This is a genomic window from Ignavibacteriota bacterium (assembly GCA_016212665.1).
GTDB lineage: Bacteria > Bacteroidota > Ignavibacteria > UBA10030 > SZUA-254 > FW602-bin19.
Map to the genome: position 1 here is coordinate 160,948 of JACREZ010000032.1, position 26,024 is coordinate 186,971.

At 41.4% G+C, this 26,024-nt stretch carries 22 protein-coding genes and 1 pseudogene; 16 read left to right on the forward strand and 7 right to left on the reverse strand.

Translation table 11 applies throughout. The features are described from left to right. Window positions 1-155 precede the first annotated feature (155 nt). Entirely contained in the window at window positions 156-1,130 is a 975-nt protein-coding gene (gene dusB / locus HY960_11270; protein ID MBI5216323.1) for a tRNA dihydrouridine synthase DusB, read from the forward strand. 161 nt (window positions 1,131-1,291) lie between these two features. On the opposite strand, the gene HY960_11275 is transcribed toward dusB, so the two are convergent. Then, window positions 1,292-5,665 (reverse strand): T9SS type A sorting domain-containing protein, encoded by a 4,374-nt coding sequence (locus HY960_11275; GenBank protein ID MBI5216324.1) that lies wholly within the window; start codon window positions 5,663-5,665, stop codon window positions 1,292-1,294. A 116-nt stretch (window positions 5,666-5,781) separates the two neighbouring features. Between HY960_11275 and polX the strand changes: the two genes are divergently transcribed. The 8 genes from polX (at window position 5,782) to HY960_11315 (ending at window position 15,013) form a co-directional block, all read left to right on the forward strand. Continuing rightward, window positions 5,782-7,524, forward strand: coding sequence for a DNA polymerase/3'-5' exonuclease PolX (gene polX / locus HY960_11280; protein MBI5216325.1), 1,743 nt, complete (start codon window positions 5,782-5,784; stop codon window positions 7,522-7,524). A 149-nt stretch (window positions 7,525-7,673) separates the two neighbouring features. Continuing rightward, a complete protein-coding gene (locus tag HY960_11285) occupies window positions 7,674-8,252 on the forward strand; it encodes a cell wall-active antibiotics response protein (GenBank protein ID MBI5216326.1) in 579 nt (192 codons plus the stop codon). A gap of 9 nt (window positions 8,253-8,261) precedes the next feature. Next, on the forward strand, window positions 8,262-8,939 hold the full coding sequence (gene nth / locus HY960_11290) for an endonuclease III (protein ID MBI5216327.1): 678 nt from the start codon (window positions 8,262-8,264) through the stop codon (window positions 8,937-8,939). Between the two features lie 1,158 nt (window positions 8,940-10,097). After that, a complete protein-coding gene (locus tag HY960_11295; protein MBI5216328.1) occupies window positions 10,098-10,874 on the forward strand; it encodes a DUF3800 domain-containing protein in 777 nt (258 codons plus the stop codon). 208 nt (window positions 10,875-11,082) lie between these two features. Continuing rightward, window positions 11,083-11,808 (forward strand): tetratricopeptide repeat protein, encoded by a 726-nt coding sequence (locus HY960_11300; protein ID MBI5216329.1) that lies wholly within the window; start codon window positions 11,083-11,085, stop codon window positions 11,806-11,808. A 139-nt stretch (window positions 11,809-11,947) separates the two neighbouring features. Then, entirely contained in the window at window positions 11,948-12,985 is a 1,038-nt protein-coding gene (locus HY960_11305; protein MBI5216330.1) for an ATP-binding protein, read from the forward strand. A 350-nt stretch (window positions 12,986-13,335) separates the two neighbouring features. Beyond that, window positions 13,336-14,730, forward strand: a complete 1,395-nt coding sequence (locus tag HY960_11310) for a SpoIIE family protein phosphatase (GenBank protein MBI5216331.1) — start codon at window positions 13,336-13,338, stop codon at window positions 14,728-14,730. Window positions 14,731-14,872: 142 nt separating this feature from the next. Further along, the gene (locus HY960_11315) at window positions 14,873-15,013 is read left to right on the forward strand and encodes a hypothetical protein (protein ID MBI5216332.1); all 141 of its coding nucleotides are present in this window, start codon (window positions 14,873-14,875) and stop codon (window positions 15,011-15,013) included. Between the two features lie 6 nt (window positions 15,014-15,019). On the opposite strand, the gene HY960_11320 is transcribed toward HY960_11315, so the two are convergent. The 5 genes from HY960_11320 to HY960_11340 all read right to left on the reverse strand — a co-directional run bounded on the left by HY960_11320 (window position 15,020) and on the right by HY960_11340 (window position 17,966). Further along, entirely contained in the window at window positions 15,020-15,751 is a 732-nt protein-coding gene (locus tag HY960_11320) for an rRNA pseudouridine synthase (protein ID MBI5216333.1), read from the reverse strand. Between the two features lie 107 nt (window positions 15,752-15,858). Beyond that, window positions 15,859-16,590 (reverse strand): SMC-Scp complex subunit ScpB, encoded by a 732-nt coding sequence (scpB, locus tag HY960_11325; protein MBI5216334.1) that lies wholly within the window; start codon window positions 16,588-16,590, stop codon window positions 15,859-15,861. Next, entirely contained in the window at window positions 16,577-17,326 is a 750-nt protein-coding gene (locus tag HY960_11330) for a segregation/condensation protein A (GenBank protein MBI5216335.1), read from the reverse strand. Before HY960_11330 ends, scpB begins: the two co-directional genes overlap by 14 nt. 8 nt (window positions 17,327-17,334) lie before the next feature. After that, the gene (locus tag HY960_11335) at window positions 17,335-17,679 is read right to left on the reverse strand and encodes a DUF86 domain-containing protein (protein ID MBI5216336.1); all 345 of its coding nucleotides are present in this window, start codon (window positions 17,677-17,679) and stop codon (window positions 17,335-17,337) included. Next, on the reverse strand, window positions 17,676-17,966 hold the full coding sequence (locus HY960_11340; GenBank protein ID MBI5216337.1) for a nucleotidyltransferase family protein: 291 nt from the start codon (window positions 17,964-17,966) through the stop codon (window positions 17,676-17,678). Before HY960_11340 ends, HY960_11335 begins: the two co-directional genes overlap by 4 nt. Before the next feature lie 293 nt (window positions 17,967-18,259). Here HY960_11340 and HY960_11345 point away from each other — a divergent pair, with 293 nt between their 5' ends. Beyond that, on the forward strand, window positions 18,260-20,977 hold the full coding sequence (locus tag HY960_11345) for a carbohydrate binding family 9 domain-containing protein (protein ID MBI5216338.1): 2,718 nt from the start codon (window positions 18,260-18,262) through the stop codon (window positions 20,975-20,977). 199 nt (window positions 20,978-21,176) lie between these two features. Here HY960_11345 and HY960_11350 read toward each other — a convergent pair whose 3' ends face one another. Then, a complete protein-coding gene (locus tag HY960_11350; GenBank protein MBI5216339.1) occupies window positions 21,177-21,527 on the reverse strand; it encodes an STAS domain-containing protein in 351 nt (116 codons plus the stop codon). A gap of 144 nt (window positions 21,528-21,671) precedes the next feature. Here HY960_11350 and HY960_11355 point away from each other — a divergent pair, with 144 nt between their 5' ends. From HY960_11355 to HY960_11380, 6 genes and pseudogenes are all read left to right on the forward strand, one after another. Continuing rightward, the gene (locus tag HY960_11355) at window positions 21,672-22,823 is read left to right on the forward strand and encodes an NAD(P)/FAD-dependent oxidoreductase (protein MBI5216340.1); all 1,152 of its coding nucleotides are present in this window, start codon (window positions 21,672-21,674) and stop codon (window positions 22,821-22,823) included. Window positions 22,824-22,936: 113 nt separating this feature from the next. Next, the gene (locus HY960_11360) at window positions 22,937-23,620 is read left to right on the forward strand and encodes a YggS family pyridoxal phosphate-dependent enzyme (protein MBI5216341.1); all 684 of its coding nucleotides are present in this window, start codon (window positions 22,937-22,939) and stop codon (window positions 23,618-23,620) included. A gap of 6 nt (window positions 23,621-23,626) precedes the next feature. Further along, window positions 23,627-24,454 (forward strand): purine-nucleoside phosphorylase, encoded by an 828-nt coding sequence (locus HY960_11365; protein MBI5216342.1) that lies wholly within the window; start codon window positions 23,627-23,629, stop codon window positions 24,452-24,454. Between the two features lie 33 nt (window positions 24,455-24,487). Beyond that, window positions 24,488-24,745: a type II toxin-antitoxin system HicB family antitoxin gene (locus tag HY960_11370; protein ID MBI5216343.1), complete on the forward strand. Its 258-nt coding sequence runs from the start codon at window positions 24,488-24,490 to the stop codon at window positions 24,743-24,745. Further along, entirely contained in the window at window positions 24,745-24,972 is a 228-nt protein-coding gene (locus HY960_11375) for a type II toxin-antitoxin system HicA family toxin (GenBank protein MBI5216344.1), read from the forward strand. The genes HY960_11370 and HY960_11375 overlap by 1 nt, the downstream gene beginning before the upstream one ends. A gap of 3 nt (window positions 24,973-24,975) precedes the next feature. Then, a pseudogene (locus HY960_11380) lies at window positions 24,976-25,818 on the forward strand (class I tRNA ligase family protein). The last annotated feature ends 206 nt before the right edge of the window (window positions 25,819-26,024 follow it).

Below are 26,024 nucleotides of genomic sequence, written 5' to 3' on the forward strand. Positions count from 1 at the left end.
AGTACTGGATAAAAGGAGTGTTGAATGTTTTACTCCAACGCTCCAAAAATCCAATACTCCGATTCAAATTGTAAATATAATACTCAAGTTCGAGTCCCGTTTGTTCAAGCAAGCGGGACTTTTTTTATGCTTACTGATTTCACTATTTTGCTCACATGAAAATCGGAAACATTACCATTCCCAATGCCGTCCTTCTCGCTCCAATGGAAGACGTGACGGATATTTCTTTTCGTTTGATTTGTAAGCGACTCGGAGCGGACATCGTTTACACAGAGTTTGTCAACTCGGAAGGATTGATTCGGAATTCTGAGAAAACGAAACGAAAAATGGCTTTTCTTGAAGAAGAACGCCCGTTCGGAATTCAGTTGTATGGCGGCTCGGAATGCTCAATGGAAACAGCCGCAAAAATGGCGGAAGAACTTCAACCGGATTTGATTGATATTAACTGTGGCTGTTGGGTGAAGAATGTCGTGGGTCAGGGAGCCGGTGCAAGTTTACTGAAAGATTTATGGAAAATGGAAAGCGTTATTTCAGCAGTTGTGAAATCGGTTCAACTTCCGGTCACAGTGAAAACACGACTTGGGTGGGATGAAAAATCAATCCGGATTGTTGATGTCGCAAAGATGGTGGAAGATTGTGGTGCGAAAGCATTGACGATTCATTGCCGAACTCGCTCGCAAGGAAATCGCGGCGAAGTAGATTACTCTCACATACCCGAAGTGAAGCAGGCAGTTTCAATCCCCATCATCGTAAACGGCGGAATTGATACGCCGCAAAAAGCAAAATCCGTTTTTGAAGAAACCGGTTGCGATGGAATTATGATTGCAAGCGGCGCTATTTCAAATCCATGGCTTTTTTCCGAAATCAAACATTACTTGAATTCAAACGAATTGCTCGCTCCTCCTACCTTAGAAGAACGAATCAATTTGCTTATCGAACATTTGAATCATTCCGTACAATTAAAAGGTGAACGAGGCGGCGTGATTGAATTCAGGAAATATTACAGCGGATATTTGCACGGCTATTACGGAGTCTCTAAGTTACGCGCAGAACTAATGCAGTTTACTGACCAGCAATCTGTGTTAGATATGCTTCATCTGTTTTTAGAAAAACAGGTAGTCGCAGTTTAGAAACACTCTCTTACAATTTGCTTAATAAGCAAAACGAGGCTGTCTCAAAAGTTGGTAGGTCTTCGACAGACAAGTCACGAAGCGATGCCATAGGCAAATGTCTGTCCTACCATCGTTCCACTTTTTGAGACAGCCCCGTTTCAACACTTTTTCTATTCTCGTTATCGAATCAACGCCATCTTCCGTTGAGCGGTAAATCCGTTTGATGTTGTTAAACGATAAATATAGACACCGCTTGCCGTTCCGCTTGCATTCCATTGCGCCGTTTGATATCCTGCTTCCTGCTCACCTTCAACAAGCGTTGCAACTTCCTGTCCGAGCATGTTAAACACCTTGAGTGAAACACGGGTATCAACCGGTAATTGATAATGAATCGCGGTGATAGGATTAAACGGATTCGGATAATTCTGTTCCAGTGAAAATTCTTTCGGGAGTGATGCGTCAAATCCTTTTGCTAATGAAAGTGAAATAGTTGATTCCTCAGTAATTGTCAATGTGCCAGTATGGTCTAAACGTGTTTGCTTTCCATTCACAGAAAGAATTGGATATTCATTCGCGTGTTGAATGTCCCAACTAACAGTCAACGGGTATGAAGCAGAAGAAACCGTAATCGGAATTGAACGAGTAGTGTTCAAATCCGCACACTCTAATAATCTTCCGGTTTTGAATCGTACATCGAACGCTCCTTCGGGCGGAAGCGGCGGAGCGATAAATTTCAACATTGTCCTTTGCTCTTCTCTTTTTGTTGAAACAAAAAGTTGTTGTTTGTTTTTCTTACCATCTGAAAACGTAAGCACATCAAACAATGAAAGGTTCGCGCTATCGGGATAAACCTCGGTCAATGAATCGGTAAATATGAGCGGCTCTGAGTCAAGAATCAATCGCCCTGCTTGATTTGCCTTCACCCAATATCCTTTTGCCGGTTCAATGGCATCTGCAATTGCGTATCCTCCTTCGTAGCCGTAATAATTCGATTCAACCACTCCGGCTGGTTCCTGAATAATTGAATACACAGGAACAGAACTCGAAAGAGAACCAATCAAATTCCATCCTTCCTGAACCTCAATCACTGATTTTGTTAGTGGATATCCTGTCAAATCAATGCTTGCTGTATTCTGAAACTTCATCCAATATCCAACTCCGTTCTGCAGTTCCGAATTGGCAACATACTGCCCATTAAATGAAAATGCATCAGAGACGGCTGTCGGGAAGACAGATTTCTTCGAGTAATTTGCCAAGCCGAGTGGAATAGAAAGTAAATTCCATCGCTCGTTGACACTGTACGTTTGTGTAATAGGTTCTTCAATTGTTTTTGAATACACTCCTGTCGCGCCACCGACAATGAGATTATCACCAACAAGCCGTAACGCAAGTAAATCACCTGACGTTTCTGATTCTTCAAGAGACCAGGTTGTTCCGCCGTCGGTAGTTTTGATAATTGTTCCGAATTGACCGCAAGCCCAACCGTTGTTTTCATCCCGGAAGAAAATGCTGTACATCGTCTCATCAAATCCGGTTTCGTAACTGTTCCACGATTGACCGAAATCGGTAGTCTTAAACATTTTTCCACCTTCTCCGATTGCGTACATCAAGTATGGATTTACCGCGTGAATACTGTGTAACGCTCCGATAGTATTTAAACCGGGAACGTACATCGAATACCATGTAGAACCGCCGTTAAAAGTTGAGTAAAGCACACCCACCGGATTTTGCCCGCTCACATCTGTACCCACCGCCCAACCAACATTTGGATGAGTGAACAATACTTTATTCAGTGAACCATTAAATGATTGCAATGCAGTTTCCCAGTCGGTTCCACTATTTGTAGTTTTATAAATTGCCCCATCCGCGCCAAGCAGAAAACCATTTTTATCATCAGTAAAAAATACTCCTTTTAAATCCGAAGAAGTTGGAGAATTAAAAACTTCCCAATTGTTTCCTCCATCGGATGTCCTCATAAGATTTCCATTTCTTCCAACAACCCAGCCAAAAAGAGAATCAATCATAAATACATCCAGCAATCGTTCATTCGAAGGCGATTGAACGAGACTCCAGTTATTTCCACCATCCGTAGAACGTGCAAACCTTCCGGAATCTCCAGCAACGAGAACAGTATTCAAATAATTGCTGATGGCATTGGGTTGTGTTAATAATTCAGATAATGAAAATACCGGGGCGTTTACATTCCGTTCAAAAACGCTTCTACCAAACGTTCCGGCAAGCAGGTAATCCCCTCCTGCTGAGAATGCATATTCCATGTCATTCACAACTACTGCATCCGGCATTCCTTTATTCCACCACCACCAAGTCGTTCCACCGTTGGTTGATTTGTACACGCCTTGGTCTGTTCCAAGCCAGAGCACATTAGAATTTACAGGGCTTTCTACTAAATCGTGTAGCGGAATATTTTGTGTAAAATTCCCGGTAATATTTTGCCAGTTCACACCGTTGTCTGTTGTTTTGAATACACGCTGTGTGGCTGATGGTCCGTTAAAAAGTGAGTACGCCACACTCGGATTTGTTAAGGATGTGATTACTTTTATCGGTCTGACTGATGGTGTACCGTTTGCACCTGCAAAGGGAAACCACAAATATCCTCCAAGCGGTAACGTTATTTTTTGAAAAGTAAATAACCGCATTGAAGTTGTATCAACAATGGTGTATAAAAATTGTCCGTCTGAACTGACTGCAATATTGAATACAGTTTTTGGAAATGATATTCCTATTGAATTCCAATTCGTCCCTTTATTTGTTGAATAATAAACAACATTATTTCCATTATAATAAACCCAATTTGCATCAGAAGGATCTTGATAAACATACGCCGACCACGAGGTTTTCTGCAGCCCATTGTTTAACCAGGGCCAATTCGGTTCGGGAGGACAATGAACCCCGCCATTCGTCGTTCTGAACACATCACCGAACTGAGTCGTCGCAAAAACAGTGAGCGGGTCAGACCAGTCAACCGTTGCGTCAATTCCATCAGCAATATTACTTACTCTCCAAGTCGAAGGACTTGCGATTGATGTTCCTTCTGTGGCATTATCCTGTGATGAACCGAAGACAACACGGTCATCAGTTTTACAAACATCAATATTGTAAAACATCGTGGTCGGTAATAATTGATTGAGAATAGAACTCCACGTTGTTCCATCATTTGTCGAAGTGAAGAGTCCTCCATCGCCGCCGAGATACAATAAATTATCACCGGTACGATATTTAATTACTTTAATATCGGCATGAGGAGGGGCAACATCAATCCAGTTACCTCCTGCGTTCGTACTTTTCAGTAATGTTCCACCACCAAGCCATACCAAATCCTGATTCGTCGGATGGACTTCTATCGCATTATGAATCCATCCCTGACTCCAGTGATATACGCGTTGTGTTCCCATCGGAGTGATATTTGTCCACCTTGGAGGATTGGCTAACAAATCATCGCAACGATATACACCTTCAACATTCCCTGTATAGGTTGTGTCTCCGTTAATCATTACACGTGCTATCTGTACGTATGCCCTGATAGGAGCAGATTGTGATGCACGGGTTGCAATATCCAACGTCGTAAAACCTATACGTCTCCAGTCATTAGTTGGTAAATCCGTAGTGAGTTGATCCCACGTCCAACCTTGATCGGTTGATCTGTACACGCCATTTGCAACTGAACCAAGCAACATAACGGAACTATCTGCTGAACATTCTAAACTCGAAACATTACTAAAATGCCTACGAGACCAATTGTCGCCATTGTCGTATGAAACGTAAAGTCCTGTATTTCCTGCTACATAAACTGTATTATTGTTCCATGGTGCAATTAACACCTTTGACGTATGTGTAGGTGTGGGCAAAAGATTCATTCTTGTCCAGTTCGCACCGTTATCTGTTGTTTTATATGTTCCGGTTCCACCGCCTCCGCCTTGAGTTGAGTATTCACCCGTTCCATAATAAATTGTCCCGACTTCTGTCGGATGAAGCGCGACACTACCGCTTCGAAGCGTTGGTAATTTATCCGCAATCGGTACAAAGAATAATATGACAGGCGCCCACAATCCACCGCTTGCCGCGCCAACATACAATCCATTCGTCGAATTGAAATCAAGACAACTCACACGTCCTGACCAATAAAGCGAAGTGTTGCATTGATGTCTCATACCGACGGGACCACGAAGCGTCCACTCTGACGGAGGAGAATTGACTGACTTGTTTTTGAAGTTTCTCTCTTCACTGAAGGATTGAGCGGCTTGATGTGTTTTTAATTTTTGTTCAGGAGTCCATCCTAATGCCTCGCCATTGACGCGCTTATAATACTCGACCTCTGTCTGAATGTCACCGATAATTTCCGGCTCCTTCTCAAACTCGGTGACGGAGTGTAATTTTTCTGAACTTATCCGGGGCATGTTTCCTTTTCCTGTTATAAGCCAACGACTATATGCTTGTTCATCAAGAGGTATATCTGATGACGGTTTGCGTTGGGCAATTGCAGTAACTGAAAAAAGAATTTCAAGAATTGAAAGAAGAACTATAACAACATACATAAAAAGAACCTTTGAATTATTGATAAATTTTCTGATTGGAAGGTAAAATATTTTTTTTCGATAGTCAAATCCGAGTGGTTTGATTTTCTCCAAGCATTGCTTACCTTTGATGCGCTATGGACAAAAAACAAGTATCAGACATCCTCGATGAAATCGGAACATTGCTTGAATTGAAAGGAGAGAATCCTTTCAAATGCAGAGCATTCCACAATGCCGCACGAACAATCGGCGCACTGACACAAGATTTGAACGAACTCGTTCAATCAGGTCAACTCAAAACCATTAAAGGCATCGGTCAATCGCTTTCAGAAAACATCACTGAGATTGTTCAAACAGGAACGATGAAATATTATGAGGAATTGAAAGCCTCTCTCCCGCCGGGCTTGCTTGGGATGTTACGCATTCAAGGATTGGGACCGAAGCGTATTAAAATCTTGTATGAGAAACTTGAAATCAAATCAGTTGAAGAATTGAAAGCGGCGTGCGAACAACATCGGCTTGCAAAGTTAGAAGGATTTGGAGAAAAGACGGAAGAAAACATCCTGAACGGAATTGAACTTCTGAAGAAGCACGTTGACAAACACCATTATTCATCTGCGAAGAAAGCGGCGGATAAGATTGTTGAAGTCATCAAACAACAAAAAGGAATTATTCGATGTGAAGTTGCGGGAAGTCTTCGACGGCGGAAAGAAGTTATCGGCGATATTGATATTCTTGTGAGCGCGAAGAAATCGGACACCGACAACATTATGGATGCGTTTACTTCTCATCCCGATGTTGAACGTATCATCGGGAAAGGAGAAACAAAATCGAGTGTACTCCTCAAGTCAGCAATTAACTGTGACTTGCGGGTTGTGAACGATGACGAATTCCCGTTCGCACTCAATTATTTCACCGGAAGTAAAGAACATAACATCGAAATGCGTTCACGGGCGAAACAATTTGGCTGGAGTCTGAACGAGTACGGGTTCTCCGAACTCGGCGCAGAGGAAAAACGAGGCAAAGCCAAACGCATCATCAAATGCAAAACGGAAGAGGATATTTACAAAGCAATTGAACTTGAATACATTCCTCCCGAACTTCGCGAAAACATGGGAGAGTTTGAAGCATCGGAAAAGAACAAACTACCGAAACTTGTCGAGGAGAAAGATATTCGCGGAACGTTTCATTGCCACACAACCTACAGCGATGGCGCAAACACACTTCTCGAAATGGCAGAAGCAACGATGAAACTCGGCTGGGAATATCTCGGCATTGCAGACCACAGCAAGATTGCCACCTATGCAGGCGGATTAAGTGAGGCGAAAGTGAAACAACAGTCCAAAGAAATCGAACAACTTAATAGCACGTTTAAGAATTTCCGGCTGTTCAAGGGAACCGAGTGCGATATTCTTCCCGATGGTTCGCTCGATTGGAGCGACAAAGTTCTTTCGGGATTTGATTATGTTGTGGCTTCCGTTCATAGTAAGTTCAAAATGACTGAAGCGGAAGCAACAAATCGAATCATCAAAGCATTGAAGAATAAATATGTTACAATGCTCGGACATCCGACCGGACGATTGTTATTAGAACGAGACGGTTATCCTGTCAACATGAAAGATGTGATTGATGCCGCGGCGGATTACGGGAAGATTATTGAAATCAACTCGCATCCGTACCGGCTTGATTTGGATTGGCGATGGTGTCATTACGCAAAAGAAAAAGGCGTGATGATTTGTCTCAACCCGGATGCTCATAACACCGACGGTTTGCCGGATGTGTTGTACGGCGTCGGTATCGCACGAAAAGGTTGGTTGGAACAATCGGATATTCTGAACACGCGCTCGTTACAGGAAGTTATTAAATATTTGAAATTGTAATTTAGCATCACCGTAAACGGTGACGCTAACTATTCAAGTCGGATGAATCCGACTTTTTCCAAAAACATTCTTTAGAATGTTTGAAACCCTGAGCGTTGTCGTTTACGGCAACGTATAATATTAATTTGAAATAAAAACAGGAATTACACATGCGTTATTCATTTGGCGGAGTTATTCTCATTCTTATTGGCGGACTTTTTTTACTTGATAATCTTGGTGTTGCAGATTTCGGTGAAGTCATCAGCACATTCTGGCCCCTGATTCTTATCGTTTGGGGATTTACAGTACTTCGGAATCGAAGGAAACCGAAACCGGAGACCTGCGATTTACCCCGAACCGATATTCACCAAACACTTGGAGGAGAATTGATTCACGAGTCGAATGTGTTTGGAGATATTTTTCTCAGCATCACTTCACAGGTTTTCAAAGGCGGTTCCATCAACGGAACGTTTGGCGATATTGAACTTGACCTTTCAAAAACAACATTTGCTGAAGGTGAACACTTTCTCCGCATCCATGGAGTGTTTGGCGATTGCACGATTATCACGCCGAAGGATAGCGCAGTAACGGTTTCAGCAAGTTCTACAGCAGGCGACCTGTATGTTTTCGGTCAGAAGAAGAGCGGGTTCTCCCCTTCGATTGATGCCGTTTCGCCATCGTACGCTAACAGCACATCCCGATTGAAAATTATGGTAAGCATTACGTTCGGTGATATTAAAGTCTCGTGAGGAAATTGATTGAAAGATAAGAAACAAAAAACAAAGGAACCGCTCGAACAGACGAAACACCGTGCGAAAACGATTCTCAATCGTTTGAGAAAAGAATATCCTGAGGCAACCATCGCTCTCGAATATTCCAACCCGTTGGAGTTGCTTATCTCGACAATTCTTTCTGCTCAATGTACTGATGTTCGTGTGAACATGGTGACGGAGAAATTGTTTAAGAAATATCGTACTGTAAAAGATTATGCCAACGCTGACCAGCATGAACTTGAGAAAGACATTCACTCCACAGGATTCTTTCGGGCGAAGGCGAAAAACATTATAGCCTGTTGCAAGGCGCTCGTTGAGAACCACAAAGGAAAAGTACCAAACACAATGGAAGAACTGACCAAACTTGCCGGTGTTGGTCGCAAGACGGCAAACGTTGTGCTTGGCGGCGCGTTTGGAATCGTGGAAGGCGTTGTGGTTGATACGCATGTCGGTCGGCTTTCTCAGCGACTCGGCTTCACGCACGAATCCGACCCGAAAAAGATTGAGCAGGATTTGATGCAAGTGATTGCAAAGAACGATTGGTTTTTCATCGGAAATGTTTTGATTTGGCACGGACGAAAGGTATGCGATGCCCGAAAACCGAAATGCCTTGATTGTTCGCTGAGTGATTTATGTCCTTCCGCTACCTTGAAACATAATTGAGCCAAATTTAACACAGAGCAAATTTTTCCACTCTGCTCCAGTTTCGGGGAACTTTTGTTCTATTTTCCCCTGCTTTTCAGCAATTCTTGGAAATTTTTGTACAATTCTTCCCAACTTTTCTGCAATTGTTGGAAACTTTTGGACAATTCTTCCCAATTTTCTGCAATTGTTGGGAACTTTTGTGCAATTCTTCCTAACTTTTCTGCAATTGTTGGAAACTTTTGCACAATTCTTCCCAACTTTTCTCCAATTGTTGGAAACTTTTGTGCAATTCTTCCCTACTTTTCTCCAATTGTTGGGAACTTTTGTACAACTCTTCCCTACTTTTCTGCAATTGTTGGGAACTTTTGTACAATTCTTCCTAACTTTTCAGCAATTCTTGGAAATTTTTGTACAATTCTTCCCAACTTTTCTACAATTGTTGGAAACTTTTGTGCTATTCTTCCCAACTTTTCTACAATTGTTGGAAACTTTTGCACAATTCTTCCCAACTTTTCTACAATTGTTGGAAACTTTTGTACAACTCTTCCCTACTTTTCTGCAATTGTTGGGAACTTTTGTACAATTCTTCCTAACTTTTCTGCAATTGTTGGGAACTTTTGTGCAATTCTTCCCAACTTTTCTGCAATTGTTGGAAACTTTTGTGCAATTCTTCCCAACTTTTCTGCAATTGTTGGAAACTTTTGGACAATTCTCCCCAACTTTTCTGCAATTCTGGGAACTTATGCCCTATATTCACTTACTTTTGTGCAATATGAGGATTCTGAACTAATCAGTTTCTGGATCTCACAGTATTTTGTTGAATTTCAAGGGGTGTATTTAACTCTTCAAGGAAGAGGTGAATCGAACATATTTCTGAAAGGCAGAGTTTTACCACAGTTTGAGGAGCGTGCGAACGAGAACATAAATTTTTCTAAGTAGAACTATGTCAGTTTTGTTTGATTGAAAAAATGAATGAAGTATATTTGCGGGAAATAAAACTGAACAATAATATGGTTAGACACAAAATGCGCCGGACAAACGAATGCTTAAGTCATGCATGATGAACTTCTGTTATTCACTACAACTTAAACAGGCGTATAACTGCACTATTTGTGCTGGGTTTGCGCTACTTTATGAGATGTGTTTAGCGTTTATTTGAATGTTAGCTGTAATTATATGGGACAATTCTACATAGATGATAGTGTTCACGATGAGGCTGGTTTTATTATCGGTGCTTGTGTTTATACGAACATTGACATAGAAGAAAAAATCATTGAAATAATAAAATCCAATGGGTTTGACCCAGATAGTTTTGAGTATAAGAGCAGTGCGAACTATTCAAAAGAACACGAAAAAGCCAAAATTCGTGAACACCTAAAGGGACTGTTTAGCGACAGTTGCAAACTTGGCATTGTAGTGATTCCAAGTACAAGTAGAAAACAACTTGGCTTTGAATGTATAAAAGCTGTTAAGCAGTTTATTGACAGCAATGAAAAAATTAAAAAGCCTGTCAGTATTTATTTTGACCAAGGAATGTTTACATCCAAAGACAAAGCAGAACAATTTATATCTACAATAAATTTTACTGACTGTAAGTTTCATTTAGAACAAAACTCAATTGAAATAAAAGGTATTCAACTTGCAGACCTTGCGGCTCATATCTCCTCAATACAACTTAAAGACGCATTGGGTTTAGTTACAAAAATGGTTAAGGCGGGCGACAACTCTGGTTACGACCCAGACTTGGACATTGAACTTGGATTTGAAATGTGGGCGACTATTCGCTACACATTTTTCAATGAAGTTACTAAACTTTACACTGACGACCCAATTGCCGATGCGACTTTAAAAGTTGAACCTTATGGACTTTACATTTCAGACCTTTGTGACAAGAATTTGACTGACATTGCAAGAACAAAATTTGGCGACATTTATTTAGGATGCATACATTGAAAAGAATAGCTACAGCTAACAGCACATTTGCAATAAGCGGGGTTTCGCGCTCCACAGAAAGTTATGTGGTAGCCGAAAGTTCAGCTCTCCGCATCAACATTTGTGCTGAAAAGCCGCCCATCGCAAATCTCCAAAACGTTATAGGCAACGCGTGACGACACAGCCGACATCAATCAGACGAGATTAATACAAGCAAAACAAATAAACAATGGAAATCATCGGATACATCATTTTAGGACTAAGCATTATAATCACACTGGGTTGGTGCATCAACATTAGACACAAAGCGACGTATGAACAAGCGACTGAGAAAGCAATGGAACTTCAAGGATTTCTAATGACAGCTTCCATAATTTTAGTTTTTGTTATTCCGCTTTCATCATTTCATCTGCTTTGGATGCTTCCAGTTTCTTTTATTTTAGGACTACTAAGCGTGACAACTCCGCTTAAAGTTCTTTGGATTTTTTCTTCCATCTACTTTTCATTTTGGTATATCGGCATAAGTAATCCTGGACGAAAGTTTTTTCTGGACGGTGATTATAAAAAAGCTGTCGCTGCTTTGAAAGACGAAATAAACAAGAAGCCATCTTCAGCAGAAGCCTATTTTAACCTTGCACTTGCTTACGGAAAATTAGGACAGCACGACAATGAAATTTCTGCTTACGAAGAAGCAAGTAAACTAACTCCGAATAAACCCGAAACATATTTCAATTTGGGTAACGCATACATAGACAAAGGTGACAAACACAAAGCTATTGAGGTATTCAAACAAGCAATCAGTTTAAGACCTGACTACCTAAAAGCACATTACATAATGTGTAAGACATACGCTGAAATAGGAGACAAAGAAAATGCTCTTAAAGAATTGGAGATAGTCAGAAAAACGGACAGCCGAAGTGCTGACGAGTTAGCTTCAATCATTAAAACAGTTTGACAATGCAAATAACTGACCGTTAGCAGTAATTTTTAAATGACGACAAGAACCTACAATGGTTAATAAGAGACAGCTTATAAAGAATATAATTTCTCACAACGATGAGTGCACTTTTTTCGATAAGAAGGATTCAGTTGACTTGAAAACAGAAAAGGGCAAAGCAAAATTTCTTAAACACATTTGTGCACTTAGTAATTCAAATCCAGAAAATGACTCCTTCCTTATTGTTGGAATATCAAATGACAATGAAATCGTTGGGGCAGAGTTCATTGATGATGCAGATATTCAAAATTTGGTAAATTCAATTTTAAAAAATCCCCCTTTAATTAAGTATGAGAATGTTTCTTTTCCTAATCTCAAAAAGGACAAGTCCGTTGGCTTATTGACAATTAGAAACAATTCTAAGACAACTTCCTTTCTTAAAAAAATATCGACAATTGAAGCGAATACTATCTATCACAGAATTGGTAGTAAATCAGAACCGACAAACGGAGAAATTAACAAAGTCAAAGAGAACAAAGAAATTGTTGAGAAGACATACAAATTCTCACAAATAAACATCAAAGACCTGTTAGATAATGTTTTCGATTTTTATAATCTTTGGGACAAAGCATATAACCCAACATACATCGTATTTAAAGACCAGTTTGTTGTTTGTTGGGCAGGCTATTCGACAAATGATGACTACTTGAGTGAAGTTGACATTCAAATTGTAAATGAAGGCACTCGACTCTTTTTTTCAGCAATTCAAGAAGTAAAAATGAATATCACAAATGAACTCATCAATATTATTGAATTTCAACGATTAGGCTTTGGTAATAATTTTGACAACTACGCAACTCATTCCAACTCAATAATCTTCAAAGACAATGGAACTTATAGTATTAACAAGCAATTTATTTTCACACCACCTCAATTTCCAATTGAAGATGTTGAAAGGCTTTATGAAAAAGCAAAGAAATTTGAGAATAGAATAAAATCAAATGAGAAAATGGACATCATAGATTGGGAGTTTGGAGAAGGGTTAGCGAACTACTATTTTCTTTGCTATTTAAATGGTATTAAAGAAGCCAGACAAGATTTTATTAATTCAATAGAATATTTAGACGGAGTCGCCGCTTTATGGCATCGGGAATGTAACGACTTATTAGAAGAGTATGAGAAAAACTACTGCTAATAGCCGTTTTGCAAAAGCGGTGGTTAAGTGCTTCTATGACAGTGAAGTGCTAAATCAATCTCTGTGCGTCTAATGAAGTTTAGTGCAAATAAACCCCGCCATCAAAATCCCGAAACGTTTTTCACTTTTAATAACATCTTTTATCGTGAAGTCAAGTTCGACACTGCAACATAAATACAAAGTCAGGATTGGCAATAGGTTACAATAGAAAATAAGGTAACAACAAACAACACATAGTAAAATCTAAAAAAACGAATCATGAAATTTGTAAAACACCAAAAGTACTTTTGAAAGATGTTTGGGTGAAAGTAAAACATTATATTTAGCCGGATGAATACTAACTTCCGATAATGCAAAACATCTTCGCACAACCATATTTATGGAACACCGTACTGGGAGTGATAGTCTCCGGTGTGGGATTCGCTGTACTTGTGCTTTCACTCTTCCGATTGAAGCAGAAAGATATTTCACTGACGGCGTTCGGTGCAACTTCCTTACTCTATGGATTACGACTGCTTATAGAAACACAACTGAGCCAATACGTTTCCTTAGAACCGCCGGCGGGATTGCTGTATCTCAATGCATTCTGTACCTACCTCATTCCTATTCCTCTTTCAGGATTTTTATCTCAGCTTTTTGGCAAGGGTTGGAGAAACTCAGGACTTTGGGTTTTTCGGGCGGCTACCTTGTTTGCCTTTGCCGGAATTGTATCTGATGCGATCCGAACAACGCCCTTGTCATTAGAGCGCCTTAACAATATTTTAGTTATCCTTTGGGCTTTCGTAATATTCAAAAACGCCTCATGGTCGGGCATACAGAAGACGAGGGAAACGCGTGTCGTGTTGATTGGATTTATCATGTTTGGACTATTCGCTGTCAATGATAATCTCGTTGCATTAAATCTTCTGCCCTGGGATTGGGGTGAAGAAGCAATTGGCTTTTTACTCTTCCTCATCTCTCTTGGATATGCCGTTGCGTATCGCTTCTTCAACAACGAGAAACAACTTCTCTCCGTCCGGCAGGAGATGGAAACCGCACGGCAAATACAATTCTCGATTCTCCCGACACGAATGCCTGACATTGATGGCGTTGAAATTTCTGCACGTTACATTCCAATGACAGCAGTTGCCGGTGACTTTTATGATATTGTTCATCTTGGTAAAAAACAGATTTGCGTTCTTGTTGCGGATGTGTCAGGGCATGGCGTTGGAGCCGCTCTCATTGCTTCAATGATTAAAGTTGCTTTTGCATCACAAACTCAGAACATGTCCAACCCTGCTGAAGTTATGAAAGCAATGAATACAATTCTTTGTGACAAGTTAGAGAGTAAGTTTATTACAGCGGGATGTGTTTTTATTGATGCAGAGAATGGAACATTGCGTTATGCAGGAGCTGGACATCCGCCGCTTCTCATCTGGAGAAAATCAGAACAACGAATGGTTGAATTGTGTGAAAACGGTCCGCTCATCGGTCCCTTCCCGGATGCAACGTATTCAAATACGAACATGAACCTTGAATCGGGTGACAGAATTATTTTATATACCGATGGCATTATTGAAACAACAAATGAATCCGGTTCTTTTTTCGGAGATGATTCCTTTACAAGGTTTATTCAATCCCATGAAAATGTTCCGGCAGAACAATTCACTGAAATGTTACTGAAACATCTTGCTGCATGGTCCGGAAAACGAGCGGATGAATCATTGGATGACGACCTTACTTTGATTGTTGTGGATAGAAGTTGAATTCACTACAGGGTAGTTCCTAAAACACTATTTTTCTTTGCGCCACTTTGCGTATTCTTTGTGTGCTTTGCGGTTAAACATTTTCATTGAGGTTTTTGGAACTACCCTACAGTATTTGAAATATTTTCATCAACACCCTTGGATGCAAGCAAAAGAATCAGGCAATAATTTGATTCATGTTCAGACTGGTCACGACACACGATTATTTATGTGGTACGATAATCCGGATGAAGTGTATTCACACATCAACACATTCTTCAAGGAAGAATTCCCAAACAAATGAAATTGACTACGCGGTCAACCCCGCCACATCCATTAACTTCTTTACTTCCGGTTTTGTCAGATGCCTCCATTCCCCTTTTGAAAGACCTTCGTACGTAATATCCGCATACGCAACGCGGTCGAGTTTTTCGACTTCGTACCCGAACGATTCAAACATTCTATGAACCTGACGATTTCGTCCTTCATGGATGATGATACCGATAACTTTCCCCTTTCCGGCACCGATGGTATAAACTTCAGCGGGTGAAGTTTTTCCATCAGAAAGCCGAACTCCCTGTTCAAGTTTTTTTGCATCATCTTTGGTCAACACTTTATCAAGCGTCGCTTTGTATGCTTTTTTAATTTCATGCCGCGGGTGCATGAGTTTGTGGGCAAGTTCTCCATCGTTCGTAAGCAAGAGAATCCCTGTCGTGTTTCTATCGAGCCGACCGATAGGAAAGATTCGTTCGCGAACTTTCACATAATCCATTACTGTCGGTCTGCCCCGTTCATCGCTCGCTGTTGTGATACAATCCTTCGGTTTGTGAAAAGCGATGTACACAAGTTTATCGAGGTTCACCACTTGTTTCCCGTTCACAAACACTTTGTCACGTTCGGTCTGGACTTTCGTCCCAAGTTCAGTTACAACCGTTCCATTGATTTTTACTTTCCCTTCGGAGATTAACTCATCCGCTTTCCGACGGGAACAGACTCCGGCATCTGCGATGAATTTATTCAGTCGTACTAAGCCTTTGGGCATTTTAAATTCGTTTCGGGTTTTCATTTCTTGCTCTTTTCTTGTGGTTCTAAAAAATAACTTTAACTTTTCACTTTGAACTTTAATCTTGTACCTATAACCGATAACGATTAACTGATAACACTTTCATCTCCGTTCGCAGGCGGCGGGAAACTTTCTTCCGGCGAAATCTCTTTCAGTTCACCTGTTTCACTCACAACCGTACTTCCAAGTTGCTCTTCAATTTCTTCTGGAGTTTTCCCCATTCGTTTCAAGATTTCCCGTTCCATTTCACTCGATTGTTCGGCAAGAATTTCATCTATCTCGCGCGGCTTGGGTAAATCCGCCAAATCGTTGATGCCGAAATGTTTGAGGAAATCGTTCGTTGTTCCGTACAGCAATGGACGACCGGGAGTTGCCGCACGACCGACAATCGTAATCAATCCTCGTTCGAGCAATTTGTGAATTGCATAATCTGCATTGACGCCGCGAATCGCTTCGAGTTCGGATTTTGTCACCGGTTGTTTGTACGCAATCACAGAAAGCGATTCAAGCACCGACTGCGAAAGTTTCCGCTTCGACTTTTCTTTTATCATCCGACCAAGCCAATCGGCAAACTCCGGTTGTGTTGCACATTGGTATCCGCCCGCAATGTGAATAATACGGAACGGACGATTCGATTGCGCGTACTCTTCGTTGATGCTCTGAATAATCGAGAGCATTTCTTCTTCCCTGATGCGAAACCGCATTCCGGTGTACTCAGTCGAACCCATGATTGTTTGAAGTTGCTTCACCGTCAGCGGCTCGTCCGAAGCGAAGATAAGCGCTTCTATGATTTGTCGTTTATTTTCAGAAGGTGGAATCGGCTGTTCCAACAGGTTGTTCTTCCTTTATTTTATACACAATAAAATCGTCTTCATGTTCCGATGGCTTCAGCCCGATAAATCTCTGCTTGACCATCTCCAACATTGCAATAATCGTGACTATGATACGAATTTTCTCCGTCATATGCTCAACTAACTCAATGAACCCGATTTCATCCCGCATCCTGAACACATCGGCGATGTAACTCATCTGTTCATCTATCGTTACGTTCATCATCTCGACATCGTGATACAATTTTTTCGGAATTCTATCAAGCACTTTCCTGAACGCGGCGATGAGATTGAACATTGTAATATCTTTCAGGCTTGCTTCCTGGTCTTCGATGGAAATCAATTTCGGGTCGGCATGAAATCCCTGACGATAGAAATACCTGCTTTGCTCAAATTCCAATCCCTGCATTGCAAGACTCGCCTCTTTGAAGCGTTTGTATTCCAACAATCGCCGGACGAGTTCTGCACGCGGGTCTTCTTCTTCTTCGACTCCCTCATCTCGCGGAAGTAACATCCGCACTTTAATTTGCATCAATTCCGCCGCCATGACGATGAAATCGCCTGCAATTTCCAAATCCAACTCTTGCAATAAATGCAGATACTCCAAAAATTCTCTGGTGATTCTCGCGATGGGAATATCATAGATATCCAACTCATCCCGTTTGATGAAAAAGAGAAGCAGGTCGAGCGGACCCTCGAATGTTTGGAGTTTTACTTTGTACATTCTGTGTTTTAAGATTTGAATGATGCCAAGACCATTTGTATTCGCAAGCCAACTTCAGGTAAATCCTTCTGGATTGTTTCCCAAATTATCTGAGTATCTACACCAAAATACTCATGTGTAACTTTATTTCGCATGGCAATCATTTCACTCCATGGAATTTCAGGATATCCGTCCTTAATTTCTTCAGGAATATTCTTTGCAGCCTCACCTATGATTTCTAAATTTCTTACTACGCCATCAATCGTTTTATCATCATCTTTGAAATCTGCATAAGACATTCCGTTTATGTATTTCTCAATTTTCGTTATTGAGGAGACAATATCCTCAAGAAACATAAGTGGTTTTCTTTTCATACTGTAATGAGAGCATTAATTATCTCTTCTCGCATTGCAGGTTTAAGAGCATCCTTCGTTACCAAATCAACCCTAATACCAAGCGAAGATGTGAGGTAATTTTCCAGATGTAGAAAATGAAAAAAGCCTACTGGCTTGGAAAATTCGACCAGCACATCAACATCACTTTCGTCATCTTGTTCGTTGCGAGTGTACGAACCAAAGATTCCTATTCTCTCCACAGAATAAGACACTCTTAAATTCGGTAGTTCTTCCACCAACTTCTTTTTGATTTCTTCTAAATTCATCATTTTGGCTGCATTAAAATACAAAGCGATTGAGCAAGATACAAACTGTAATTAGAGCGTGTTCTTATTCACTTGGTTTCTTTGTCTACATAATAAGAGTAACCAAAAATCACGGAAATGGTCCTGGACATATCAATGAGTTCAATCATCATCCTTTCCATCCTCCCTCGTCAACCTTTCCTCCCTTCCCACTGTCTTAATGCAGGTTAGAAAAAGTTCGGACAACCTGTAACCTTTTTCTTTTCAATTCCGTCTAATGGTTGTATTTGACTGTTAATATTTCAGAGTACCAAATGATTCAATCTTTACATCGTCAATCGTCAATCTTCTTTATTTTCCTGCTCCTCTTCGTCCCCGCATCATGGGCAAACGAAAGCGATGAACCGAGCAGTGTTGATACCTCTATCAAGCGTCCCGCGTTGGAAGCGCTTCGTCTTACAAACTCCATCGTTCTCGACGGCAAACTTGATGAGCCGGAATGGCAACGGGCAGGCATTACAAATTTCACTCAAAAAGACCCGAATCAGGGACAGGCAGCGAGCGAAAAAACAGAAGTATGGGTCGCCTATGATGATGCCTCATTGTACATTGCTGCGCGATTGCATGACAAACCTGATTCCATCGTCTCCCGCATAGGACGCCGCGATGCAAATATGAACTGCGATTGGTTTTATTTCGCGATTGATTCATATAACGACAAGCGAACAGGTTTTTATTTTGGTGTCTACCCGAGTGGCTCGATAACAGACGGAACGTTGTACAACGATTCATGGGATGATAACTCGTGGGATGGAGTCTGGGATGCGGCAACAAGCATTGATGAAAAGGGATGGACAGTCGAAATGAAAATTCCTTATTCACAACTCAGGTTTCCCAAGCAAGATGAATATGTTTGGGGTGTGAACTTTGGCAGGTCCATCGAGCGAAAAAAGGAAGAATCATTTTTTGTGATGGTTCCGAAAGGTGAAAGCGGCTGGGTCTCTCGCTTTGCGACTATGAACGGCATAAAAAACATCAACCCACCGACGCGTATGGAATTTCTCCCCTACACAGTTTCCAGTATGAAATTAACAAATCAGTTTTCTGACGGCGACCCGTTCAACAAAGCTGTTATGTTCAAAGGCAACCTTGGCGCCGATTTGAAACTCGGGCTCGGAAGCAACCTCACGCTCAACGCGACGCTCAATCCCGATTTCGGTCAGGTCGAAGTTGACCCGGCAGTTGTGAACCTTACTCAGTTCGAATCGTTCTTTCAGGAGAAGCGCCCGTTTTTCATAGAAGGCTCAGACTTTTTTAATTTTGGTTACGGCGGCGCAAACAATAACATGGGATTCAACTGGGGCAGTCCCGATTTCTTTTATAGCAGAAGAATTGGTCGCTCTCCATCAGGTTCGGAACAGCACAGCGGTTATGTTGACCGTCCGGCAAACACGACAATTTTGGGCGCAGGAAAAATCACCGGAAAATTGAGTGATAATTTTGCACTCGGTGGGTTAGTTGCACTCACTGAACGGGAATATTCTAAAATTGATGATGGCGCTGGAAATCAATACGATGACGTAGTTGAACCACTCGCAGGCTATTCTGTGGTTCGAGGTTTGAATGAATTCAATCAGGGAAACCAAGCAATCGGATTCATCGCTACAGGAACGAGAAGAGATTTGAATGAATCCTATCTGAAGCCATCATTCAATAAAAGCGCTTATGCGCTGGGAGTTGATGGTTGGACAAATTTAGATTCCGGTAAAACCTGGGTTTTGACCGGATGGGGAGCGGTAACACGTGTTGAAGGTTCCCGTGACCGTATCCTTGCTTTACAACAATCTCCTACTCACTATTATCAACGTCCTGATGCAGAGCATCTCGAAGTTGATAGTAATGCAACCCAACTTTCAGGATACGCAACTCGTATCGCCATCAACAAGCAACAAGGAAATGTCCGTTTCAATACTGCGCTAGGAATTATCAGCCCGGGATTTGAGACGAATGATCTGGGATTTTTATTTAGAACCGATCAAATCAACTGGCATATATCCACTGGCTATCAATGGTACGAACCGGATGATATGTTCAGAAGAAAAGGATTTCAGGTTGCAACCTTCCGGAATTTCGATTTTGAAGGGAATAAGTTTGGAGAAGGATATTTCTTCTTCTTTAACGCACAACTCCTGAATTACTGGACATTGAACGGCGATATCTATTTCAATAAAGGAATTCTTGATAATCGCATCACACGCGGCGGACCGTTAATGAAAACGACCGATAGATTCGGTGCATGGTTTGGTGTTGGAACGGACTCACGTGAAAAGATTGTCGGATTTTTAAGTTTCGATGGCGGGCGTTCAGAATCGGGCGCCTACAACTATTCGTTCAGTCCTGAGATAGAAGTGAAACCAAGTTCAAACATGAGTATTTCATTCGCCCCAAGTTACATGCGGAATACTGCTGTAGCACAATATGTCCAAACCGTCGCTGACGGTTGGGCAGACAAAACGTTTGGCAACCGTTATGTCTTCGCACATATTGACCAACATGAATTTTCGGGTAATATCCGAATGGATTGGACATTCACACCAAAACTTTCGCTTCAGTTATTCTTGCAACCGTTAGTATCTGCCGGTGCATATAATAACTTCAAAGAACTGAAAGAACCGCGCACGTTCACTTTCAATGAATATGGTGTTGATAACGGTTCTACCATTGCTTTTGTTGACTCAGTGAATACCTATGTTGTTGACCCAGACGGAAATGGCAGTGCCTCATCTTTCCTCATTTTAGATAATGGTCAGAAAAGAAAGCCAGATTTTAATTTCAAATCATTGCGCGGAAATGCAGTTCTACGATGGGAATACTTGCCCGGTTCAACACTCTTCTTCGTGTGGACACGAATTGGTTCGAGATTTGAAAACAGAGGCAACTTTGAATTCGGAAAAGATTTTGGCGATTTGATAACAAATCCGGACCACGAAGATGTCTTTTTAATAAAACTCGCGTATTGGATAACTCCGTAGATTGGTTAGGGTAAATACGGATTAGACTGCTTGGGGGCTGTCTCACAAGTTAGATTTCACCGTAGGCGCAACCTTCATGGTTGCGTTTCCACATCAATAACGCGGACATAAAGTCTGCGGCTACATCATAATCAGACTTATGAGACAGCCCCCAAGTTTTTTTCTATCAAACTGTAAACACGTTCACCTCCCACATAAGTTATTTTTTCTTCGTTTTGAAAACAGCGAGTGCGCGGTCAACTGTTTCGTACGTGTCGAAAACTTTTACTAACTGAGTAATCACAAAAAGGTTTTGCACGTTATCTCCGATGCGGGCAAGCAAAAGTTTTCCTCCTGCATCGCGTACTTTTCCAAGCGCGGAAATAAGTGAACCAAGTCCTGTGCTATTTACATATTTTACTTTTCCCAGGTCCATTACAATTTTTAAAATGCCATCAGCAATCAGGCCCGCAACTTTATCTTTTAATTCAGTTGTTTCCGGGTCGCCGATTAGATCGCCTTTGAGTGTTAATATTGCAACATCACCTTCGAATTTTTCTTTAAGCGCCATATCGTTCCTTTGGTTAATTGTTCATAGAAAAAAATGTTGGCACAAGAATACGAAACTCGGCGTTAATAATCAAACAATATTTTTATTTTCTGTTATTCGTTTTTCTCCGCCGATTTCTTATATTCATTTCCCAAAACCGAAACAATGGCAGAAAAAACAATCGCAGTCTTAGGCGGAGGAATTGGAGGGCTTGTCGCAGCGCGTCAATTACGCACATTGCTCGGCAGAAAACATAAAATTATCCTCATTGATAAATCTTCCTTTCATCATTTCCCTGCCTCTTACCTGTGGGCAATGTTAGATTGGCGAAAACCTGATGAAATCAGGAAGCCCCTTTCTTCGCTCAAACGGTATAATATTCGATTCCATAACGGATTGGTGCATGCGATGCATCTGACTCAGAATGTCATCCAAACAAATAAAGAAATCATCTGGTACGATTACCTTGTGATTGCGCTTGGCGCAGAACCTGCGTACCATCAGGTTCCGGGACTTTCGATGGCAACGCCGACATTCTACACGCTGGAAGGAGCAATCCATCTTCAACCTAAAATAAAAGCTTTGATGAATGGGAAAATTGCTATCATCATTTCGGGACTTCCATACAAATGTCCCCCCGCTCCATACGAGGCTGCGCTACTGTTAGATTATTATTATAAAAATCTCGGCAGAAAAAATATTCAAATCGAGATTTATTCTCCTGAAGAAACTCCCCTTTCTTCTGCAGGAAAAGGAATGGGAGAAGCCTTGCTAGAAATTTTGAAGAAGCGGGGCATTTCGTTCTACCCGAATCATACCATTTCCGATATTCAAGGGGGACGGAATGAAATCATTTTTAATAATGGAAGTACGATTACACCGGATATTTATACTGTCGTTCCCCCCTACCAACCTCCGCCAATTATTCGTGAATCGGGCATCACTGCGCCGAACGGCTGGGTTGCCGTTGACCCGGTAACTTTGCGAACCAAATATCCAAACGTTTTTTCCGTCGGAGATATTACCACGATTCCTCTTGCAAACGGATTGTTGCTTCCCAAAGCCGGTGTCTTTGCGGCTCGCGAAGCCGATGTCGTCGCGAACAATATCGCATTTGAAATTGCATCAAGCGGTAGCCCGAAAAGTTTTGATGGTCATGGATTTTGTTTCCTCGAAGCAGGGAACGGCACTGCTGGGTACATCAAAGGAAATTTCTTCGACCGACCTGCACCGAGTGTTTCACTTCACAAACCGAGAATGTTATATCATTGGAGAAAACTTCTCTACGAGAAGTACTGGTTCTTCCGGTGGTTTTAATCCTTTTTAATTAGTTTGCTTCACTGATTTTCTGTAGATTTTTCATCAAGATGAAGATGAAAAATCATTTTTATATTCCTTCTAAATGAACTATATTTGCACCTTAAATCTGCATGGTCGCTGAGAATGTAAAAAATATCCGCCGGCAAATCAGCGAGGTATGTTCACGAATTGGCAGGGATTCAAAAGAAATTACACTGATTGCAGTCTCGAAAACATTTGGCTCTGAACTTATCCGTGAAGCAATCTCGGCTGGAATCTCTGACATCGGTGAGAACTACGTACAGGAGTTGCAACGCAAACAACAGGAACTCTTTGCCGAACAATTTCGCTGGCATTTCATCGGTCATTTACAGAGAAACAAAGTGAAGTTTATTATCCCTTGGATTCATTGCGTCCACTCGGTTGATTCAATGAAGTTAGCAGAAGAATTGTCGCAACAATCCGGCAAGTATAACAGAACGCTCGACATACTCGTCGAAGTGAACACGTCCGAAGAAGAAACGAAGTTTGGTGTGCAACCGGAACAAACAGTGAGTTTAGTAAAAGATGTACAGCAATTGAAGAATCTCAATGTTGTTGGATTGATGACCATCGGGAAGTTTCCTGATGACCCGGAAGACTCACGTCCGACATTTCAGTTAATGCGAAGTCTTCGGAACGATGTGGAACGAAACGGAATCCGACTCCCTCATCTTTCAATGGGAATGACAAACGATTTTCACATCGCCATTGAAGAAGGCGCAACGTTCGTTCGCATCGGCACAGCGATTTTTGGAAAGCGACATTATCAATAAATCATTATGAGCAAACTCAGAGAACAAATCAACGAAGCAGTCAATTATATTCGTAAGCAGACGAAAATGAAGCCGGAAGTCGGAATCATTCTCGGTACAGGCTTGGGCGGTTTGGTGAAAGAAATCAAACAGGAATGTGTTCTTGAGTATGATAACATTCCGCACTTCCCCGTTTCCACTGTTGAGTCGCATCACGGCAGGTTGATTTTCGGTACGCTAAGTGGAAAAAAAGTTGTCGCGATGCAAGGGCGTTTTCATTTCTACGAAGGTTACACGATGCAACAAGTGACTTTTCCTGTTCGCGTAATGAAGGCGGGACTTGGTGTGAAGACATTGTTGATATCCAACGCCGCCGGTGGAATGAATCCTCTCTTCAAGCGCGGCGACATCATGCTCATCACCGACCACATCAATTTGCTTGGTGATAATCCATTGATTGGTCCGAATAATGATTCGCTTGGGCCCCGCTTCCCCGACATGTCCGAACCATACACGAAAAAATTGATTGAACTTGCACAGCAAGTCGCACTTGATGCAAAACTTCCTGTGCAAAAAGGTGTGTTCGTCGCCGTGCCGGGACCGAATCTTGAAACACGAGCAGAGTATCGTTTTCTCCGAAACCTTGGTGCAGATGTGGTTGGAATGTCAACCGTTCCGGAAGTTATCGTCGCAGCACACATGGGAATGAACGTACTTGGCTTCTCCATTATCACCGATGAGTGTTTCCCCGATTCTCTTAAGCCCGCGTTGCTTGATGAAATTATCGAAGTAGCAAACAACGCAGAACCGAAGTTGACGAGGATAATGAAGGAAGTGGTAAAGAGATTGAAGTGATTTCATTTTTCTGCATATTTATCTATCAATGAAATGACCAAAAAGAAAAAAGTAAATGAACTGAATTTTACAATCGTATTAGAAGAAGAACCTGAAGGCGGCTTTACCGTTACCGTTCCTGCATTACCGGGCTGTGTCAGTTTCGGTGAAACAATTGAAGAAGCAAGAACGATGGCACGTGAAGCAATAGAACTTCATCTCGAAGGACTTCTTGAGTTGGGCTGGATTAAGTCATCTGAACTCACTCATCGTGTTGAACTTGTTACAAATGTCAACGCCGCGATTGCTTAATGAGTAGAAAACTGCCGTCGTTTACTTGCCAGGAAGTTTTAAAGAAATTAAAGAAAGCAGGATTTATTGAGAGCCGTCAACGAGGCTCGCATTTACGTTTAGTTAAGTATGATGAAAAGCGAATGGTTACTCTTCCGATTCATTTTAAGAAGGATATTCCAAAAGGAACATTATTAGTTATCATCAAACAAGCCGGACTCACAATTGAAGAATTTTTATCACTATAATAAATGTTCAAACAACTCACAGATAAAATAAATTACTCTCAACTTGAGCAGGAAGTTCTCAAGTTCTGGAACGAACAGAAGATTTTTGAAAAAAGTATTTCCTCACGTGAAGGGAAATCCGGATTCACATTTTATGAAGGTCCGCCGACGGCGAACGGTCGTCCCGGAATTCATCATGTTATGGCACGAACCCTAAAGGATTTGGTGTGTCGTTACAAGACGATGCGCGGGTATCAGGTTCATCGCAAAGCGGGATGGGATACGCACGGTCTGCCGGTTGAAATCGAAGTGGAGAAATCGCTCGGCTTCAAACACAAAGAAGAAATTGTAAAGTTTGGCGTTGCAAAGTTCAATGAGGAGTGCAGAAAATCGGTCTGGAAATACAAAACCGATTGGGAACAAATGACACAACGAATGGGCTATTGGGTAAACTTGAATGACCCGTACGTCACGTTCGAAAATAATTATATCGAATCAATCTGGTGGTCGCTGAAACAATATTTCGACAAGGGATTGATTTACAAGGGCTACAAAGTTCAGCCATACTGTCCCCGCTGCGAAACGCCTCTCTCCTCTCATGAAGTTTCGCTCGGTTATGAAGATGTCAAAGACCCAAGCGTGTATGTAAAGATGAAAGTTAAAGGCGAGGAGAACACCTATTTTCTTGTGTGGACAACGACACCTTGGACACTCATCTCCAATGTTGCACTCGCTGTCCATCCCAATGTCGATTATGTTAAGGTAGAACATAAAGGCGAATATTTAATTCTTGCAGAAACTCGACTTGAAGTGCTTGATGGAGAGTTCATAATTATTAAAAGATACAAAGGGAACGAACTAGTCGGGAAAACATATTTTCCTATATTTTCCTCAAAGGTTAATTTGAAATATCGTTTTAATAAACGTGAATATTATTTATCTGTCAATACTGGAAGGGGGTATAAACTTCTTAATCAAAATCTAAATATTCAAGAACCCATTAAAAAAGCATATGTACGTTCTTCAAAAAAGGCAAAAAGAAAACACAATGACAGAACCCTCGTTATTGCAAG